The sequence below is a fragment of the Porphyromonas uenonis DSM 23387 = JCM 13868 genome (assembly GCF_000482365.1).
Lineage (GTDB): Bacteria > Bacteroidota > Bacteroidia > Bacteroidales > Porphyromonadaceae > Porphyromonas > Porphyromonas uenonis.
On the sequence record NZ_KI535306.1, the window covers coordinates 259826 to 280654 of the forward strand.

A 20829-nucleotide genomic window follows, 5' to 3' on the forward strand; every position below is an offset into this window, starting at 1 on the left:
ATACAGACAACTATGAAACTGAAGAATCTACTGATAACCTCCATACTCGTCCTGCTAGCGACCTCACTAACACTGGGAGCTCAGACGGGCGTAGAGACGGGAACACCCTTTGGCTCTGGAGATGATAGCATTCAGTGCCGGCAAAACATTAGCCTTTTCACCACTTATGTCAAGGCTAAAAACTTTAAGGAGGCTTACCCCTTCTGGCTTGAGGCCCTAGAGAAGTGTCCAGGCTCGACAAAGAACATCTACCTCTATGGCGTGCAGATCATGAACTGGAAGATCGAAAAAGCCGAGAACGATGCTGCTCGTCAAGACGCTATCGAGAAGCTTCTCAAGCTATACGATATGCGTATCAAGTACTTTGGCGATGACCCTAAGTATGGTAAGGACTACATAACCACGGCTAAGATCAACGACTACCTACGTCTCTACGGTGACAAGGCTAGCTACGACAAGATCTATGAGTGGGCTAAGCCTATCGTCGATGAGATGGGCGATCAGACGGAGAGCCAGCTCGTATACTTCTTTGTCTTCGCATCTATGAATAAGGCGATCGGAAACCCCGACTGGCACGAGCACTATGTCGATGACTACATGACGGGCAACGGTATCCTACAGGCTGACGTAGACAACCTCACCGAGGCAGGCGACACGGTCAAGCTACAGAACCTCCAGGCGCTCAAGGGTCAGCTCGATGAGCTCTTTGCCACGAGCGGTCTCGCCGATTGCAACATGCTCATCAAGATCTATGGTGACGGCCTAGAGAAGAACAAAGGTAACATCAAGTACCTACAGGCGATGCTGGATATGTTTCGCTATGCTAAGTGTGAGAACAGTCCTCTCTACGCTACCGCTAGCCGCTACCTCTATAACATCAAGCCGACCGCAGCCTCTGCTATGGGACTAGCCTCAGACTGCATCAACAAGGGTCAGATGAGCCAAGCTAAGCAATACCTCACGGATGCTGTTTCGCTTACCTCAGACAAGCGTCTCCAGGCCACGGCATACTACACACTCGGCGTCATCGATATGAAGGCTCGTAGCTACGCATCTGCACGTCAGTACTGCAACAAGGCGTTGGCTGCTAATCCTTCCTTTGGCGCTCCGCTTATCTTGATCGCACAGATGTACGCGGCCTCTGCTAAGAGCATCTTCCCCGGTGATCCTATCAGACAGCGTCTCGTGTACGGTCTAGCTATTGACAAGCTACAGAGAGCTCGTAGCATAGACAGTAGCGTCGCTGGTGAGGCTGGTAGACTCATCAGTCAATACTCAAGGCAGCTACCCTCTCAGCAGGATATCTTCTTTGATCCTAACCTGAATGTGGGAGACTCCTTCTACGTAGGCGGTTGGATTGGAGAGTCTACACGCATCCGCTAAGGAAGTCACGTCCCCACACACTGTGGGGCACATCTATAGATCTCACAACAACTAGAAAAGTCAGCCAGCTTAGCAAGACAATGAGACTCGCTATACTGGCTGACTTTTGTTATATCCCTCAACCATCACCCTATGAGACACGACAAGAGTAGCACCGTGCAGATGATGCGGACACTCCTATGCCTCTTGGCGGGGAGTCTGCTTGTCGTGACCAGTTGTCAGCGCAAGGATCCCCCGCCACTCTCTGACGTAGGTCTAGACCCCGAGACGGCCTACTCGATGTATACGAGAGATGTGCGTGCTCTCGTCGCTGACTCAGGCATCACTCAGTACAGATTGATCACGCCTGAGTGGTACGTATATAATAAGAACGACAAAGTGGGCCGTGAGGCTCACTGGTACTTCCCTCACGGGCTCTACACGGAGCAGTTTGACGAGCGGGACAGTACGACCGTCTTTGTAGAGGCTGACTCAGCTTTTTACTGGACAGACCGCAAGCTATGGGAGCTACATGGCGAGATCAACGTACGCAACCGTGCGGGCTCACGCTTTTACTCGCATCTCCTCTATTGGGATCAAGAGGAAAAGCGCATCTACACACCAGATAGCGTCTGGATAGACACCCCAGAGCGAAAGATTCAGGGGTGCAACTTCGAGAGCGACGAGCAGTTTACCCGCTACGCCTTCCACGGGAGCAGTGGTCAGATGCTCGTAAAAGATGATCCCGAGATGAGTGAGTAGCGTGTCGTGATGCACATATTTCCACTATCTTTGCAAATGTATGAATCACACAGCTAGAGATCCATTACATGGCTGATACGATTTGGCTAATAGTATACATCGTCCTGCTCTTACTCCTCTCGGGGTTCTTCTCAGGGACTGAGATCGCCTACCTCTCGGCAGATCGTCTGCGCTTGAAGCTAGACAGTAATCGCGGAGGAGTCATCGGGCGCACCCTGTCGATGCTCTACCGTCGACCAGATCGCTTCATCACGACCCTACTCGTCGGCAACAACATCGTGCTGGTCATCTACGGTATGGTTATGACTCAGCTCTTTGCCCCTGTGCTAACCTCTATCAGCAGTAGTCCTGTCTTCCAGATTACGGTCAATTCGCTCATCTCTACCTTTATCATAGTTATCTTCGGGGAGTACCTACCCAAGGCGCGCAACCGCATGAATCCCAATCAGCAGATGTATCGCAAAGCTCTGCCCTCGGGATTCTTTCACATACTCCTCTACCCGATCACACTCTTCTCCACTGGTCTCTCTAAGCTCTTCATGCTCCTACTACCCAAGGACGCTATGCCCACCACTGAGGAGCACCCCAAGCTTACGACCCTAGACCTAGACAACTATCTCAACATGAGTCAGAGTGGAGAGGGCTCCAGTGACCTTGACACCGAGGTCAAGATTATCCAAAACGCTATCGACTTCTCCACCACTCAGGTGAGGGACTGTATGATCCCGCGCAACGAGATCGTCTCCTGTGAGATTGGTACAGATGCTGAGACGCTCACCTCGCTCTTTATCTCTACTGGACTGACCAAGATTATCGTCTATCGGGAGAATATAGACAACGTGCTGGGCTACATTCACTCGGCAGAGATGTTCAAGGGTCCCGACTGGCAAGGACGTGTCCGCACCGCAGTCTTCGTCCCTGAGAGCATGAACGGGCAGAAACTCATGGGGATCCTCATGCAGCGCAAGAAGTCCATCGCCATCGTCATCGACGAGCTGGGAGGCACCTCTGGGCTGATCACCCTCGAGGACCTCGTCGAGGAGATCTTTGGAGACATTGAGGATGAGCATGACCAAAACAAAATCGTATCCAAGCACAATGCTGACGGGACCTACACCTTCAGTGGACGACTAGAGATAGACGACGCTAACGAGCAGTGGGAGCTCGCACTCCCCACCGATGATGAGTATATCACCATAGCTGGACTGATTATCCATCATCTCGAGCGCATCCCTGTGCCAGGGGAGCAGATTGTGATTGGCAAGCTACACTTCGATATTATCAAGTCGACGGATACCCGTATTGAACTCGTCAAGATGTGGAAAGACCTCTGATAACTGAATTTTAACTACCTTTGCCATCTAGATGGCTTTCATCCCCTACTCTCTCCTCTGAGGGAATAGCCGAAAGCAGGGCTACCAGACACTAGAGAAAGAAAAAACAGATAGTACTATATAATGGCTACGCTACAGAAAATTAGAAATCGTGCCGGCCTACTCATCATCGTAGTGGGTGTCGCACTCTTAGCATTTATCATTGGTGATGGTCTACGATCTGGCTCATCACTGCTTCAGGACAACAAGATGGTTGCTCTCAAAATTGACGGCAAAAAGGTCAAGTACGACGAGTACCAGCAGCTTCTGACCGAGCGCACCGAGCCATACGAGCGCCAGGGCAAGCTAACGGACCAGGATCGTGTGCAGATCAGCAATCAGCTAGCACAGGAGCTCATCGCAGACTACGTCCTAGAGCAAGAAGCCAAGGCGGTCGGACTACGTGTCACCCCCGCAGAGGTTTCGGCCCTTATCTTTGGTGAGGGGCTACCCACCTCACAGCTCGCAGCTCAGTTCTTCTCTCAGTTTGGCGTGAATATGGGTGACCCCGAGCAGATTCGCAACGTCATGAGCGAGCTGGATATGGACAAGATCAAGGGACTTCCCGCAGAGCAGCAGAGCATGATGCTCTCTGTACGCAACCAGTGGCTAGAGACTGAGAAGCAGATCCGTAACCAGAGGCTCTCTGAGAAGTTCAACGCTCTGCTCACCCGTAGCTATGCTATCAACACACTAGACGAGAAGTACACCACAGGTCTAGGTACACGCACCGTCGCTGTCGTACGCACACCGAGCACTATCCTGCCCAATGATCAGGTCACAGTCACAGACCAGCAGGTAAAGGCTTACTACGATAGCCACAAGCTACTGTACGCATTCCCCTTCGAGCAGGCTAAGGTCAACTACTACAGTACGCTGGTACGTCCTAGCGAAGCTGACTACGCTGCCGCAAAGGCTGAGGTAGACTCAGCTCGCATGCAGCTCCTAGCCACGACGACACCCGATAAGGTGGTCCGCAACTATGAGAATGGCAATGCCTACGAGACCTACTTCACAGACAAGGAGCTAGAGCAGTTCCTCTCTACCCAACCCAACGCTATGACTATGCTTCGCGAGGGTGCGATAGGAAGTGTCAATGAGCCTATCATTGTCAACGATAGCTACACACTCATCAAGCTCATCGACCGCAAGCAAGCACCCGAGGAGGTAAAGGTAAACGTGATCCCACTAGACACAGTCAATGCACTAAAGGCTGACAGCCTGATAGCTGCTATCCAGAGTGGGTCAGCCACGCTCGCACAGGTCGTAGCAAACTACTCTATGGACGAGCAGACCAAGGCAAATGGTGGTTACCTCATCAATCAGGATCAATACACCGGAATGCCCGACAGCACCTTCACAGAGTCTGAGCTCTTCGGTATGGGGCTAGACACGCTAAACAAGACCCCTGTCAATCAGTTTGTCAAGATGGAGCGCCCCGGAGCTACGCTTCTCATTCGTAAGACAGCTCCCAAAGCGTCTGTCAACCACTACAAGATTGCTCAGCTCACAGTACCCATCAACTTCTCCGAGGAGACCTTCCGTAAGGAGCAAGCTAAGATCAACGATATCTTTACGGGCGACAAGAAGTTTGACCAAATGATGGATGCAGCTCAGAAGGCTGGTCTATCCGTCGTCCGTGGTGAGTATATCAATAGTACCTCAGCTGCTCTCGCCTCTATTCCTAACTCTCGTGAGGTCGTCAGCTGGGCCCTACGCTCTAAGGCCGGTACGGTATCAGACAAGATCTTCCGCTGTGGCAATAACGACTATCTAGTCGTAGCGCAGGTTGAGACAAAGTACCCCGCAGGCTTCCAGCCCTTCGAGCAGGTTGCAGATCAAGTACGTGACTACGTCCTGATGGAGCAGCGTGGTGATCAGCTTGCCTCCAACCTAGCAAGCAAGAAGCTGAATAGCCTCGACAGCTATGCCACAGAGATGCAGTCGAGCGTAGACACCCTCTACAACATCAGCTACGTCTCCTCGCCCAATACGCCTGCAGCACTCGTGGGTAATGCCATGACGACCGGCATCGGTCAGCTCTCAGCACCATTCCGTGCAGGCACAGAGGTCGTTGTCCTCCAGCCAATATCGGAGAATGTAGACGCCTCTGTCACGAAGCCCTCTCCCGCAGCGACGGCTCAGAAGCGTCGCTCCTACGGACAGCAGATGGCCTACAGAGCGATGCAGGAGCTCATCATGCGGACTCCCATTGAGGATACACGCTATCGCTTCTGGTAAGACTCTCTATAGATAAGCGTCTCTTAAGTACGCTCCTATAAATTTCATAGTAGACGCACACCTGCAGACGAGCGGGTGTGCGTCTTCTCTTAAGAGGCAACCACCATAAGGGCCGCGACACACACCTAGTCACACCTCCAATGAGACTGTTGCAAAAGTCAACAGTCTCACAATCTTGCAGGCAAGATTGTCTAGACTTTGCAGAAAGGATGAAGCGCCAGGCGCTGAGGGTGAGGTCTGAAGGGAGCATACCTCCGTATGTGACCGAAACCGAATCCCGAAAGCAACACAGAGATTCGCCTTTATGCAACAGTCTCTCCAATGCAACATTTCGCCACTTCAACCGTCTAATGAATAAACCCTCTCGGGCGTAAGCGACTATAAGGCCGCTCTTGAGGACTATCCGATCAATCTATTAGTAAGAAGTATAACCTCAATGCTATGAATAAATACCTCAAATACGCACTCCTGACGCTAGGCATAGCCCTCGTCAGTGGATTTGTATCGTGGGCGGTCGTACGCACCACCCTCAGGAAGGCGTCAGCAACCGGCTCTCCCTACGCCGCTATGCTAAAGAACTACCCAACCTCCGAAAACGACTACGGCTTCCTACAGTCCGACTACGAGCTCACCTCCAGTCGTACCGTAGGCAATGCGCCCGACCTCTCCCCCGCTGCTGAGCTGGCGGTGCAGGCTGTCGTACATATCAAGGTCGAGGGAGAGCAGACCGTCGACTATATAGATCCTTTTGAGTTCTTCTTCGGTGGAGGCCGTGGCTTCGACCGTCCACAATCACGTACCGTCACTAGCTTCGGCTCTGGAGTCATCATCAGTACGGACGGATATATTATTACCAATAACCACGTCGTCGAGGGGGCTAAGAGCATATCCGTCTCTCTCAACGATGGTCGCTCCTTTGAGGCCAAGCTCATCGGGGCCGACCCCACGGTAGACATTGCACTACTCAAGGTCGACGCTAAGGATCTACCCACCATTCCCTTTGGCGATAGTGACAAGATTAAGCTCGGCGAGTGGGTACTTGCCGTGGGCAACCCCTTCAACCTGACAGGCACCGTCACGGCAGGTATCATCAGTGCCAAGGCGCGTAGCACCGCTGTCGAGGGGCCACAAGGCAATGCTCAGATAGCTCGCTTCATACAGACCGACGCTGCTGTCAATCGTGGCAACAGCGGCGGCGCTCTCGTAGATGCTCAGGGACGACTCATCGGTATCAATACCATGATCTTCTCCGAGACGGGCAACTACTCAGGCTACTCTTTTGCTGTCCCCATCAATACCGCAGCCAAGATCGTTAGCGACCTCAAGAAGTATGGCTCCGTACAGCGCGCTGTCCTAGGCATCATCGGCGGGACGGTCAATGAGGACGTCAGAAAGGAGAAAGGCCTCAAGGTCTCTCAGGGCGTTTACGTCAATGAGTTCTCCGAGGTCAGTGCAGCCTATGCTGCTGGTATCGAGGAGGGCGACGTCATCGTAGCCATCGATGGCAACAAGATCACCGAGATGGGCGAACTACAGGAGCGCATCGGTCGTTGCCGTCCTGGAGACACCATCGTCGTCACCGTAGACCGCAAGGGCACCAAGCGAGACTTCAAGGTAAAGCTCAAAAACGATGAGGGTAGCACAGAGATCGTCAAGAGAGACGGCAGTAGCCTCCTCGGAGCCACCCTGCGCGAGATCTCGGGCGACCAGCTACGCAAGCAAGGCATCAGCTATGGCCTAGAGGTCACCAAGGTCGGCAATGGCAAGTTCCAGTCTGCAGGCATCAAGCAAGGCTTTATCATCCTCTCGATCAATAATAAGCCAGTACGCACCGTCTCTGCAGCACGTAAGCTAGTCGATGCTGCTCAGAAGACACGCACGGGAGACAAAGCGATACTAGTCAAGGGCTTCTACCCTGGTGGCTCTATGAAGTACTACGCCATAGACCTGAGCTAGCAAACTACGGTAGGATCTGGTCCTAGCAAAGGAGGGGCAGGACTCCTCTACCACGCTTCCGCTTGATCAGATCACACTGATTTTATATCACCCCCAAGCTGACGGGCGAGCCTTACGGTTCGCCCGTTTTTCTTTGCCGTGAGGACGACTACCCGTCTCCCCAGGGCTGACGCATTATAATCAGCCGTCTAGGAGCTGCACCTGACGATAGCTAGGAATACATGGCTTGAGTATCGCTACAGAGTGGCTACGAAACCTCACTAATTACACCTTCCTCCCGAAGAATTAAATTCCTACCTAGGAATTTGCCAAATAAGTACCTAGGAATTCCTCCAATTCCTACCTAGGAAATAAAAAATACTTCGGAGGAATCAAATGATACTTCGGAGGAATCAAAAAATAAGTCCGAAGAATTTGCCCATTTCCAGGTAGGAATTTGGGAAATTCCTAGGTAGCAATTTTGCCATTTCCTAGGTAGGAAATCAGACGAGCTCGTTTTTTATCATGCGTCAGCCCTGCCCGTCTCCCCCGATCACTCCAGACGCCCGCAACATTTGTATATAGATTAGATTTTTCTTAACTTAGCCTACGTAGGGCGGGTAACTATCCACGAGATCTATCTCCGCCACACTATTTAGTCACATACTAACTAATCAAACTAATAGATATCTATGAGAAAACTAACAGCCTTCCTATTCGCTACACTAGTAGTCTTAGGACTAGCATCCTGCTACGAGGACTGCGATGATGTTCTTCCTCAGCCCCAGTCTCTGACGCTGAGCCCCTCAGTCGCCACACTCCAGGTAGGCGACACCAAGCAGCTCACAGCTACTGTAGAGCCCACAGATCAGAACTACACCGTCACCTTCACCAGCGACAATGAGCAGGTCGCTACGGTCGATGCCAACGGACTCGTCAAGGCAGTTGCCGAGGGTACTGCCAACATCACAGCTCAGGTAGGCGACCTCAAGGAGAAGTGTGTCGTCACCGTATCTAACTCAGCCCCCAAGGTCACGCTAACGGTCGATCCACCTGCGCTAACGATTGAAAAGGGCAAGACTGCTCAGATCAAATACACCGTCACGCCTGCCGATACGCCCGTCACCTTCACTAGTGACAAGACCAACATCGCTACTGTCAATGCTACGGGACTCGTCACAGCAGTCGCTGCAGGCAGCGCTACCATCACCGTTGATGCTCCTGGCCAAGAGGCACAGGTAGCAGTCACCGTAACGGAAGTTGGCGGTGGTACTGTAACTCAGGGCAACGAGCTGCCTCTGCTCATGTTTGAGGCCACTCTAGGTGCCAATGGTGTCACCACCCAAGCGGTTCTCGATCACGAGGCTAAGGTCGGTCGTACGGCACAGCCCTTCAAGTTTTGGAATCAAGGCCCGTTCAAAGGAGGTTTTGTCAATAAGGATCTAACGATCGTAGGTGCTATATACGGACTTTCTTTCAAAGACCTTGGTGAGTACGTGCTCCCCGCCTTTAGTAAGGAGACGCTCGCAGACTGTCCTAAGACGATGGCTATGCTTAAAGAGTATGGCTTTACAAAGTTTACGGACGGTAAAGACAAGGACAATAACCCATTCAAGAAGAGTGTATGCGACACAGATCCTACGGTCTATGTAGAGATGTTTGACGATCCTAACGCAGAGATTGGCTCTACACTGATGCTTCTATTTGCGAAGCCCATGCCCCCCAAGAAGGATCTTGACATAGAGCATGCTCTCCTGCCTGCCGTTAAGGACTTCCCCAGCTGGGAGGCGTTCATAACAGGGGATATGGCTAAGATGAAGGAGTTCGAGGCAAACCTCGGCTTCCGTGACTACACTCCAGGTGAGTCTGATGAGGCCCAGAAGAACCTATCTTTCGACACACCAGATGGTAAGATGGCTCAGACCAACTTCTATTGGGTTTACTACGTAACTACTCCTGAGTCAGGCACTAAGTTTATCGACTGTCAGGTGAACTTCATCAAGAGTGTCAAGGACTTAAAAGATCCTAAGATCAAGGAGTGGTTCACGGCCAATGGCTATGGCAAGGACTTCTTTGTTGACACTGATAATGGCTATGCATCTGGCAAAGATGCTACAGGCAAGATTGTAGCTGATATCTTCATCAACTCAAAGGGTACCGCAGCTAAGATCCAAATCTATGAAGATGACTCGACACAGTCTGCTACTCAGATGCGTCGTCTAGCTATGAGGCAGTTCGATAAGATGAAGTCTCTCACTAAGCATCGCAAGCTACAGCAGATGCGTCGTCGCTAAGCAGCGAGCAGACCATCGCTCAGTAGCGATAGTCTCTAGCTAGCGCCAGCTACACACGAGGAGCACCGCACAGTATCTAGACTGTGTGGTGCTCCTCTCTTTTGATTAGTTAGAGCTAGACAGTACAGAGCGACCTTTGGCGGAAAAGTTGTACCTTCGTGACGGCACCAAGGCTAATTAGCATCATATGGATCTAGACAATCGCGACGACATAGAGCAAGAAGAAGAGATAGACACAACCTCCGCTGAGACAACCTCCGCCACAGAAGCGGAGGACGAGAGCTACGTGGCTCCCGAAGAGGAGGAAGTCGAGGGGCGACTGCATACCCTCGGCGGCATGTACCGTCACTGGTTCCTTGACTACGCTTCGTACGTAATCCTAGAGCGTGCGGTGCCACACATTGAGGACGGGCTCAAGCCGGTGCAGCGACGGGTACTCTACACGATGCACCTGATGGAAAACGGCACCCTCCACAAGGTTGCCAAGATCGTGGGCGCTACGATGGCTTACCACCCACACGGTGACGCCTCGATCAATGATGCCTTGGTACAGCTCGGTCAGAAGGGCTATCTCATCGACACGCAGGGTAACTGGGGTAACATACTCACGGGTGACGAGGCGGCTGCGGGGCGATACATCGAGGCTAAGCTCTCCAACTTTGCCCTCGAGATACTCTTCGGCGACAAGATCACGCCCTGGATGAAGAGCTACGACGGTAAGTCGCGCGAGCCTGTTTACCTTCCCGCCCGCTTTCCCCTACTCCTAGCGCAAGGTGCCGAGGGTATCGCCGTGGGACTCTCCTGCAAGATCCTTCCGCACAATCCCAAAGAGCTGATTGAGGCTGCCTGCGCTCACCTTCGTGGGGAGCCTTTTACGCTCTATCCTGACTTCCCCACGGGTGGCATCATCGATGTAGATCGTTACAACGACGGTAAGCGTGGTGGACAGGTCAAGAGCCGAGCACGCATCGAGCGCATCGAGGATCGTGTGCTGAGTGTCCGCGACCTACCTTTTGGCAAAACCACCTCGACGCTCATTGACTCGATCCTAAAGGCAAATGACAAGGGATTGATCAAGATCAAGCGCATAGACGATATGACCGCTGAGACGGCCGACATACGCATCTACCTGCCCGTGGGTGTCTCGGCCGATAAGACGATCGACGGGCTCTACGCCTTCACCGATTGCGAGGTCTCTATCTCGCCCAATGCGTGTGTCATCGAGGACGACAAGCCACGCTTCCTCGGCGTGAGCGACCTGCTACGACACTCGGTGGAGCATACACGTGGATTGCTGGAAGAGGATCTGCGCTTACAGCTACACGATCGTCAGGAGGAGTATATGGGCGCTTCGCTGGAGCGGCTCTTCATCGAGCATCGTATCTACAAGTTGCCAGCCTTTGAGGAGGCGCCTGACCAGCAGACCGCTCTAGATGTGATCCGCAAGGCTCTGGAGCCTATCGTGGGCGACTCTTTGCTAAGACCCATCACGGACGATGACTTAGCACGTCTCCTCGAGATCAAGATGGCGCGGATCCTGAAGTTTAACCTCGAGAAAAACGAGCAACTCATCCTACGCCTCACTGAGGAGATGGCGCAGATACAGCACCACCTAGACCACCTCACAGACTATGCGATACACTACTACCGCTCACTCCTAGAGGAGTATGGCGCAGGTTGGGAGCGACGCACTCAGATCGGGCACTTTGGCTCGATCGAGGCGACGAAGGTGGTCGAGGAGAATCTCAAGCTCTACATAGATCGCAAGATGGGCTTCGCCGGGACGGGCATCAAGGGCGGAGAGTATGTGTGTGACTGTAGCGAGATCGATGACATGATCGTCTTCTTCCGTGATGGCACCTACATGATTACGAAGATCGAGGAGAAGAAGTTCCTCGGCAAGGAGCGTGTCCTACACATCAATAAGTATGTGCGAGGCGACAAACGCACCATCTACAACGCGATCTATCTGGATGGCAAGACGAAGACCTCGTTTATCAAGCGCTTTCACGTGTCTTCCAGCGTCCGTGATCGTGAGTACGACTTGACGATGGGGACACCAGGGAGCAAGGTGCTCTACTTCTCGGCCAACCCGAATGGCGAGGCGGAGAGCGTAACGATCAAACTACTCCGTGGAGGCACCTCACGACGCATTCTCTTCTTCAACAAAGACTTTGCCGACATTGCTATCAAGGGACGCACGGCCAAGGGTAACATCGTGACCCGCGCTCCGATCGAGCGCATCTCACTTAAGGAGCAAGGCGGGTCGACGCTCGGAGGACGTAAGGTATGGTTTGACTCAGATGTGAACCGCATCAACTACAATAATCAGGGGGACTACCTAGGCGAGTTTGAGTCGAGCGACCGCATCCTCGTCATTCTGCCCACGGAGCAAGCCTATACGACCGACTTTGGCGAGAGCAACCACTTCTCTGAGTCTCCCAAGGTCATTGAGAAGTATGACCCTGACAAGGTTTGGAGCGTCATCTACACAACGCCTGAGGGGGTTACCTACATCAAGCGTGTCTACCTACCCGATAGGAAGAAGCCACAACCGATCATAGAGTCTGAGGAGCAGCTCCTGGCGCTCACGGATGATCCTGAGGCACAGTTTACACTCACCACGAAGCCGCAAGGGCGCAAGAAAGCTGCCACTATTGACATCGCAGTGACTGAGTATGAGCCTCTCAAGAAGATCTCTGCACGAGGCAAGCGGATCACGGCGCTACCTATCGACAGCTTTGAGCAAGTTGAGTCCGTAACAGACGAGACAGAGGACGAAGAGGAGGAGCTAACTAACGAATAAGCTAAGCATCACGAGCTATGACACAGAGATTACGACAGATCCTTCTAGCGCTTTGCTTGGGACTATCACTGCTAGGCACCAGCGCCTCGCTCTCTGCGCAGGAGGCGGACACGACTGCCACTGCGCCGCACCGACTGCTCTACCTAGCGCACGACTTTCGCTTCGGATGGAATAGACTATACAACGAGTACCTCTCACCGCTCTACTATCGTGGTCAATCGCTAGGCTACCGACTCTCCTCGGAGTCACCACTCACGCAGTCGCACCCCGAGTGGCTCGTCATGCAGAGCACACAGATCTCCTATGCTCAGCTCCTCAATCCTGCCCGCAACAGTGCCACCAGGCATCTCGCTTTCGACACGAAGTGGAGCTTCGTACATCAGTGGCGCCTGCCCTTTGGGCTAGTCCTCGGTATAGGTCCTGGCGTCCTGGTCGAGGGGGCAACCTCCTACAACGGGCGCAACCAAAACAACCCAGTCGACCAGCAACTCAATGGCGATCTGACGGCACAAGCCTTGGCAGCCTACCGACTGCGCATCGGATGGTTTGTCGCTGACCTGCGCCTGCAGATGACCTCGGCACTGGCGGGGCTAGGCTTTGCGCCTTATTACAATGAGTCTTACCTGCAGGCCTACTACTACGATAAGATCATCAACCACATTGCGCCACACACCTTCGGACGGCGCCACTACTACCAGATAGGGCTATCTCTAGACATCCCCATATGGCGCATCATGACGCTACGCATGAGCTACGACTATACCGACTCGGCAAGACGGATCCACTCCATCTACCGAGGCTTCTCGGGGCACTATCTCGGTGTAGGTCTAGCCACTTACTTCCGCCCATTCAGAGGTTATCAAGAGGTTCAAAGTACCAACCACACGACTGCCATCAGCTTATGAATCTAACGAGACTACAAAGCGGGCTTGTCGGCCTGCTCCTCCTACCACTACTGCTCATAGCCTGCACACAGGAGCCTAAGGAGCAGCGATACACTAAGGACTATCAGACCAACTTCTCAGCGCTCTGGACCATACTAGACGAGGGCTACTGCTTCTTTGACGATAAGCTACCAGCCTCAGGCGATACCACCTGGAGCGACCTCAAGGCGATCTACACGCCACGGGTCGCGCAGTGCCAGTCGGAGGATGAGTTCTTCGACCTGATGGTAGAGCTGATGTGTCACCTCAAGGATGGGCATGTAAACCTCTTTGCGCCCTTTGACGTAGGAGGCTGGGACATTCGCAAAGGGGCTAGACACTGTCTAGACAGCCGCATACGCAACCTTTACCTGCAGCCTCACATGCGTCGTGCAGGTTCTATCTACTATGCGCCGATTACTTACAATGGCCACGCCTCCGACTCGATCGGCTATATGGTCATTCCCTCCTTCTCCTCCAGTATCTCCTTGGTTCATCTGCATGCGGTCTTCACACGGCTGGCGCACTGCCGTGGCTTGATCATTGATATGCGTAGCAATGGCGGTGGACTGCTCTCCAATGCGGATCGTCTGGCTAGTGTCTTGATCCCCTCCGACACGATCGTCGGCTATATGAGTACGAAGACTGGTCCTGGCCACCAAGACTTCGGCCCGCTCAAGGAGATCCAGCTCGCCCGTGCCCCTATTAGCTGGCAGCGCCCCACGGTGATCCTCGTGGATCGTGGCACTTACAGCGCGGCCAATTCGCTGGTCGCTTATGTCAAGGGGACGACCCGTCACGTCCTCTTCATGGGAGACCGTACGGGTGGCGGCGGAGGTCTGCCACGTAGTAGCGAACTGCCCAACGGCTGGTGGCTACGCTACTCCTCCTCGCGTATGTACGACGCTCAGCGACAGAGCATCGAGGGGGGCATCGAGCCACACATCATCCAGGAGCAGACAGCCGAGGCGACAGCTCAGCAGCAAGATGCCCTCATAGAGCGTGCCATCGCCCTACTCAAAAGCAGCAAGTAACTCATCAGACCTATAAACGCAAAAAGAGCCTCCCATCACAGGAGGCTCTCTTTGTGACCGCGGCAGGATTCAAACCTGCAACCTTTTGATCCGTAGTCAAATGCTCTATTCAGTTGAGCTACGCGGCCGATGAAAACTAAACCCTTAAAACGACAAACAAGGGGGTTGAAACAATCGGAAGCTCACAAGAGTGAGGCGTTCCTCCCCGTTTGCAGATGCAAAGGTACAACATTTTTCGGAACCTGCAAGCCTTTTCCGCAAAAAACTTTCGACACAGAGAGCCGCCGCCTCCGCAGAGCTGGATACAACCGCCAGAGCTTCAACAGAATAACCAGTGCTACAACTTTCAATTTCCAAATATCTCAGTCCCCTCTACCGATGCTCCTTAGAGATCCCCACTCCCCTACAGCTTTCGAGGACTTCAGCTAATCGTATATAGGTATTCACCTCCGAGGAAATCAGTACTGTTAGGTATTTCCAGCAGAGATAATAGCCCGTAACTTTGCATAGATAAAGGGGAGCTCACAGAGTTGCACTGCTCCCCAGTCACTACTATTCAAATAAACATCTATCTATGCAACAGAAACGACTACGTTTTAGTACATTACTCTTGTGCCTCTTGCTACCGCTCATCGGGCAGCTACAGGCACAGACCATAGACCTGGGGGACTTTGCCAATCCCTCGTCACACTTCAATCAGAGTGTAGGGCAGACGGCACCCTTTGACTTTGATTACCTCAGTAGCGTCACCCAGCAGATCTATACCGCTGCAGAGCTACAAGGACTAGAGGGCAAGGAGATCACCAAGCTCGCCTTCCAGATCTATCTGTCTGATGGTACGTCCTACAACACGGAGTACACCAACGACCTCCAGATCTACCTCACCAACGTATCCGACGATCACTTTGAGCCAGTAGCTGGCAAGTATCACTGGCTACCTATCAATCCAGCGCAAGATCTCTATATGAAGAAGACGATTACGCTCGATCTGATGGACATGACCATCGGTGGTAATAACGAAACCTCAAAGGCTGGCGTAGCCTATCACACGCTAGAGCTAGAGCTCGACAAGCCTTTTGTCTACACAGGGCAGTCTATCCTTCTCTCCGTACGCTCTAAGGCTAGTAAGTCTGCTGTCAATGGTTCAGGCAGATCCTATATCGAGTTCTGTAGCTATCCTAAGAATGTCAAAGAGATGCCCGTCCGCACAATCAATAAAGCGACAGACAAGGCTATCAGCGAGGGCTTCGTCGGTGTACTCGGTGAGACCGCTGATCGTGGTCAGAAGGATCGTGCCGTGATGCGCATCACCTTCCGCGATGCCAGCACGCCTCAGCCTAGCTACGATCCGATACATCCTGTCGTACAGCTCACCGAGGCTGGTTCACTAGCCAAGCTGATGCAGGGGATGGATCTCCTCAAGTGCCAGTCCATCACTGTCTCTGGTCCGATGAATGCGGAGGACTGCAAGACAATCCGTGACAAGATGGGCAATCTGACAGAGATCAACATCGCAGATGCGACCTTTGCTGAGGATCAGCTCCCCGAGAGAGCCTTTTACAATATGCCTCTCGTTAGCAAAGTGACACTACCTCATAGCCTCAAGGTGATCGGAGAGAGTGCACTAGCTCAGATGTATAAGCTGGAGGAGGTCGTCCTCGGCACTCAGGTCACTAAGATATGCGATAGCGCCTTTGCGCAGAATAGCAGTCTCACCAAGCTCAGCCCGATGCCTGCGCTGACCACTATTGGTGCTTACGCGTTCAAAGAGTGTGTGGCACTCGCCTCTTTCCCCTGGCCTGAGACACTGACGACGCTAGACACGGAGAGCTTCTCTGGCTCTGGACTCACTGAGGTGCGCCTACCCAATGTTGCTATCGTACCTAGGACCTGCTTCTCCAGCTGTAAGGCTCTTACTAAAGTGTATCTCGGAGCCAAGACCACAGAGGTTGTGTATGGCGCATTTGCTCAGTGTACGGCACTGACAGATATTACTGTCGAGGCGGTGCAGCCGCCTAAGGCTCACATCAAGGCCTTCAATGGGCTTAAGCCTGCGGACATTAGCACCATCAATCTCTTCGTACCTAATGATGCGCAGGATGCCTACAAGGCGGCTAATGTGTGGAAGGGCTTCCACATCGCCCCCATCCCAGGCACGGAGCCACAAGTCAAGAAGTACCTCCTCACCTATCGTGTCATTGGCGAGCATGGTACCCTCAAGGCCACAACGGCTACAGGCGTAGCAATACCCTCGCAGACAGAGGTCGAGGAGCATACGGCCGTCACCTTTACCGCAGATCCTGAGCTTGACTACATCGTCAAGAGCTTTAAGATCAATGGTACAGAGACCCCGATGACCGCTGGTGAGCAAAACGTCCAGACGTATACGCGCAACATCGAAGCAGCCACAGAGGTGACGGTTGAGTTCGTCCATCGTCCCTATACGGTCACTTACTCTGTACGAGACAATGTAGGAGGCACGATCACAGCTACCTACAAGGGGAAGCCTCTCGACTCAGGAGCTACGACAGCTGCTGGAGAGTCTGAGACAATCATCTTCACCGCACACCCTGCGGAGCACTACCACGTCAAGAAGTGGTTCGTCAATGGTCAGGAGGGCCCCAAGCCTGCTGAAAACAATCAGTGGCAAGTCATCTCGGGCAAGGACTATGTCGTCGAGGTCCTCTTCGAGCGTGACAAGGTCTACTATACGATTGATGTGTCACAGGAGGGCAACGGTGGTCCTATCTACCTAGAGGTAGGTGGTGTACGTAGTGCGCTCAAGAGCAAAGTGCCTGAGAATATGGACATACGTGTCTATGTCGAGCCTGATAAGGGCTACCGTCTAGACTACTGGATGGTCAATAGGGAGCGCATCAACCCTGTCGACGGCTCGCTAGAGTACACGACCAAGGCAACTAAGGATCTACGCATCGTAGCCTACTACGCCAAGGAGGAAGAGGGCAACGCCATCGAGGCTCCTACAGCAGCCAATGCCAACGTAACTATTGCCCTAGAGGGTCAGACGATTACCCTGACCAGCAACACAGACAAGGCGCTCGGGACCGTCGCTCTCTACGACTACGCAGGTCGTCTCATCGAGCAGCGCACCGTAGCCGACAAGCTCTGCACGCTCACCGCACCACAGGCTGGCATGTACCTGCTCTCTATCGGCACGACCACAGCAAAGGTTTTGGTCAAGTAAGGTATGTAGCACTCTCATCAAAGCTTCCTAACCTTACTATATAGGAGGCAACCCGTCAGGACGCACGGACGTGTCACCCGCTCATGGGGTAGGCGCGATCCGTGCGTCCTTTTTCATTATTGCTGTTCGAATACTTGACTTCGACCAGTCTCCAGTTTCCTCCGATGAAACTCTAGTTTCTTACCCATGAAACTCTAGTTTCTCCCGTATGAAACTCTAGTTTCTCCCGTATGAAACTTTTGTGCCACGAGGCATGAAACTTTTGTTTCACCCAAGTGGTACTGATAGTTAGCTAATTTCTGTAGGACGACCTACTCGAGCCTCCAAGAGACTCTTACCAGACAGCAATGTTTTTTATGAAAGGAGGGATTAGAGAGGTTAGAAGTTAGAGATTAGAAGACAGAGGCGGGGGATGCTCTATCTGCGCGCTTTTTCGTACCTTTGTCACTAGTAGTGGATGAGTCACTAGATCGACGCACCCCCCTGGCTGTACGGAGACAAAGAGTTGCACAGTACGATACGGCTCATACGGAGATGCTTACGATCTGCTACGAAGTAGCTGTGGCTCTGTATCGAACCAGATGATAACGGCCGAACAGCGCGTCCGACATCACACTGGACTGACCCATCACGCATCCTATTCACACATGACACACCTTACTTAGGTAGGCCCCTCATCCTAGCTAGCCTGTCTCGACACAGCTCCTGCTAGTGAGCCGGTTCCCTTGCCTCTATCATCTCATCTGTAGCTTCACACAGAGGCTCAGCGCTGTAACGTGATAGCCCTTTGCAATAAGCGGTAAGGTGCATTTATCCAGCATAACATAGTACACACCATGCAGAAGTACACCATCGTAGATCTCAACGGTATGACGGAAGAGCAACTCAAAGAGATTGCCTCCCAGCTTGAGATTACCAAGACGGCCTCCGAAAAGAAGGAGATCATCTACCAGATTCTAGACGCACAGGCCGAAGCTGTCGCTACGCAAACTGTCGAGCAGCAACAGCAGGGCAAGAAGCGCAAGCAGAGCGACTCACGCAGTAACCGCGCCAACAAGGAGGAGACGAAAGAGTCTAACGACGAGAAGGAGCGCCCCGAGCGAAAGAGCCGCACCAACTCACGACAGAACAAGCGTCCCGCCAAGGGTGACGCAGCTGACCAGCCGACAGAGATAGACCGCCAGGAGGCTATTGCTATCGTTGAGAAGGCTGCTGCAGCTCAGTCCGCAGATGGCGATACCAAGGAAGGCGACACCAAGCCTCAAGAGTCCAGCCGCTCGAAGCGCAACAACCAGCGCAACAATAATAAGGAGCGCAATAATAACGAGCGCAACAACCGAAACAACAAGCGCCAAGAGCCTGCGGATCAGTCCGACAATGAGGGCAAGCAGGAGCATGCTGAGGAGCAGCAGGAGACGCCCATGGTCTTCACACATCCCGACGCCGACTCACTGCTAGGCGAGGTACTAGGCGAATCACACAAGGAGCCGCGAGAGAAGGAGACAGACTCTGACGACTCAGCTCACAAGGGCAAGCAGCAACCTAACAAGAGCAAAGAAGAGGAGGAGCCCTCATACGACTTCTCCAACATCTTGACCGCTAGCGGACTACTAGAGGTCGCTCAAGATGGATACGGCTTCCTCCGCAGCTCGGACTACAACTACTTCCCCTCGCCAGACGACATCTACGTCCCAGGGGACATGATCAAGAAGTGGCACCTCAAGACGGGTGACGTCATCGAGGGCAGCATCCGCCCGCCCAAGGGTAGCGAGAAGTACTTCCTACTTCAGAACATCCTCCTCGTCAACGGACGCAATCCTAAGGACAATCTGGATCGTGTCTCCTTTGACATGCTGACACCTCTCTTCCCAGAGGACAAGTTCAAGCTAGAGTCTCAGGGCATCGCAGCTGTCTACGACAAGACCGCCATGCGTATCGTGGATCTAGTCACCCCCATCGGCAAGGGACAGCGCGGCCTCATCGTGGCGCAGCCTAAGACGGGTAAGACAATGCTACTCAAGGACATTGCCAACGCTATTTCCGCAAACCATCCTGAGGTCTACATGATCATCCTCCTGATCGACGAGCGTCCTGAGGAGGTGACCGATATGGCTCGCAATGTCAATGCGGAGGTTGTCGCATCTACATTTGACGAGCCTGCTGACCACCATGTGAAGCTCGCTGAGCTGGTACTCGCTAAGGCTAAGAGCATGGTCGAGAGCGGTCACGATGTGCTCATCATGCTAGACTCGATCACCCGTCTCGCTCGTGCTTACAATACGGTACAGCCCACCTCGGGCAAGATCCTCTCGGGAGGTATCGAGGCTAATGCGCTGCAAAAGCCAAAGCGCTTCTTCGGTGCTGCGCGCAACATCGAGCACGGCGGTAGCCTCACCATCTTAGCAACGGCTCTGACCGAGACCGGCTCCAAGATGGATGACGTCATCTTTGAGGAGTTCAAGGGGGCCGGCAATATGGAGCTACAGCTTGACCGTCGCTTGTCCAATAAGCGTATCTTCCCCGCTATCGACATCCTCGCGAGTAGCACTCGTCGTGACGATCTCCTACTAGACTCGACGACACTACAGCGCATGTGGATCCTACGCAACCACCTATCTGACATGAATACGGTGGAGGCGATGGAGTTCCTCAAGCAGCGCATCGAGCTGACGGAGACAAACCTTGAGTTCCTCGCCTCGATGAACGACTAGTTCTCGACGAATCGCTAGCTTTCAAACACTTAACGGAAACAACTGATACTTCCGCTCCGCACCACACGCTCCAGTTCGTGGAGATTGCTTAACTTTGTGGTGAGGAGCGGAAGTCTTCTTTCCCCTCTCCCGAGGGTGCTACGCCATGTAGCCTCTCTTGACTCGTAATCATCCACTCTTAGC

11 protein-coding genes and 1 tRNA gene are annotated in these 20829 nt (G+C 53.0%); 11 read left to right on the forward strand and 1 reads right to left on the reverse strand.

What is annotated here, in order from left to right; genetic code table 11:
• Positions 1 to 12: 12 nt before the first annotated feature.
• The 9 genes from L215_RS0104745 to L215_RS0104785 all read left to right on the forward strand — a co-directional run bounded on the left by L215_RS0104745 (position 13) and on the right by L215_RS0104785 (position 14730).
• Complete coding sequence (locus L215_RS0104745) at positions 13 to 1383, forward strand: tetratricopeptide repeat protein (RefSeq protein ID WP_025883070.1); 1371 nt, start codon at positions 13 to 15, stop codon at positions 1381 to 1383.
• Positions 1384 to 1515: 132 nt separating this feature from the next.
• Positions 1516 to 2124, forward strand: coding sequence for an LPS export ABC transporter periplasmic protein LptC (gene lptC / locus L215_RS0104750; RefSeq protein ID WP_025883071.1), 609 nt, complete (start codon positions 1516 to 1518; stop codon positions 2122 to 2124).
• 68 nt (positions 2125 to 2192) lie between these two features.
• Complete coding sequence (locus L215_RS0104755; protein ID WP_027451427.1) at positions 2193 to 3458, forward strand: hemolysin family protein; 1266 nt, start codon at positions 2193 to 2195, stop codon at positions 3456 to 3458.
• A 123-nt stretch (positions 3459 to 3581) separates the two neighbouring features.
• On the forward strand, positions 3582 to 5738 hold the full coding sequence (locus L215_RS0104760; protein ID WP_025883073.1) for a peptidylprolyl isomerase: 2157 nt from the start codon (positions 3582 to 3584) through the stop codon (positions 5736 to 5738).
• Between the two features lie 441 nt (positions 5739 to 6179).
• Positions 6180 to 7694, forward strand: coding sequence for a Do family serine endopeptidase (locus tag L215_RS0104765; protein WP_027451428.1), 1515 nt, complete (start codon positions 6180 to 6182; stop codon positions 7692 to 7694).
• 671 nt (positions 7695 to 8365) lie between these two features.
• A complete protein-coding gene (locus L215_RS09320; RefSeq protein WP_025883074.1) occupies positions 8366 to 9967 on the forward strand; it encodes an Ig-like domain-containing protein in 1602 nt (533 codons plus the stop codon).
• 187 nt (positions 9968 to 10154) lie between these two features.
• Positions 10155 to 12773 carry a DNA gyrase/topoisomerase IV subunit A gene (locus L215_RS0104775; protein ID WP_025883075.1) on the forward strand — a complete coding sequence of 873 codons (2619 nt, stop codon included), beginning with the start codon at positions 10155 to 10157 and terminating at the stop codon, positions 12771 to 12773.
• Between the two features lie 17 nt (positions 12774 to 12790).
• Positions 12791 to 13678: a DUF3316 domain-containing protein gene (locus tag L215_RS0104780; protein ID WP_027451429.1), complete on the forward strand. Its 888-nt coding sequence runs from the start codon at positions 12791 to 12793 to the stop codon at positions 13676 to 13678.
• On the forward strand, positions 13675 to 14730 hold the full coding sequence (locus L215_RS0104785) for a S41 family peptidase (RefSeq protein WP_025883076.1): 1056 nt from the start codon (positions 13675 to 13677) through the stop codon (positions 14728 to 14730). The genes L215_RS0104780 and L215_RS0104785 overlap by 4 nt, the downstream gene beginning before the upstream one ends.
• 54 nt (positions 14731 to 14784) lie before the next feature.
• On the opposite strand, the gene L215_RS0104790 is transcribed toward L215_RS0104785, so the two are convergent.
• Positions 14785 to 14858, reverse strand: a tRNA-Arg gene (locus tag L215_RS0104790).
• Between the two features lie 446 nt (positions 14859 to 15304).
• On the opposite strand from L215_RS0104790, the gene L215_RS0104795 reads away from it, so the two are divergent.
• Both L215_RS0104795 and rho read left to right on the forward strand, forming a co-directional pair.
• A complete protein-coding gene (locus L215_RS0104795; RefSeq protein ID WP_025883077.1) occupies positions 15305 to 17935 on the forward strand; it encodes a leucine-rich repeat domain-containing protein in 2631 nt (876 codons plus the stop codon).
• Between the two features lie 836 nt (positions 17936 to 18771).
• Positions 18772 to 20646 carry a transcription termination factor Rho gene (rho, locus tag L215_RS0104800; RefSeq protein ID WP_025883078.1) on the forward strand — a complete coding sequence of 625 codons (1875 nt, stop codon included), beginning with the start codon at positions 18772 to 18774 and terminating at the stop codon, positions 20644 to 20646.
• Positions 20647 to 20829 lie beyond the last annotated feature (183 nt).